General features: G+C 67.8%; 1 protein-coding gene. It reads left to right on the plus strand.

Annotation, left to right across the window (positions count from 1 at the left end; all coding sequences use genetic code 11):
• On the plus strand, window positions 1-195 hold a 195-nt coding region (locus JYB63_RS23015; protein WP_205660241.1), incomplete at its 5' end, for an NUDIX hydrolase.
• Between the last annotated feature and the right edge of the window lie 88 nt (window positions 196-283).

Below are 283 nucleotides of genomic sequence, written 5' to 3' on the forward strand. Positions count from 1 at the left end.
GCCGGCATTTTGCCCGGCTCCCCGCCGACCTGGTTTATGGCCGGCGAGATCGCCCCGGCGCAGATCGCCGCCATTCGCTTCGGCGACGAAGGCCAGCGCTGGCGGATGATGCCGGTGGCGCAGTTTATTGAGCATCCGCAGGGCATCGAGCATCTGCGCCGCCGGGTGGCGGAGTATTGGCGGCGGCGCGGTTGATGACGGTATTTCAGCGCGTCGCCAGTTGATTGATCTGCGGCGGCTCCAGGATGCGCAAGGCCGTTTCCCGGCGCGCCACCGCCAGCAT

It is taken from the genome of Aliamphritea spongicola (assembly GCF_017051665.1).
Classification (GTDB): Bacteria; Pseudomonadota; Gammaproteobacteria; order Pseudomonadales; family Balneatricaceae; genus Amphritea; species Amphritea spongicola.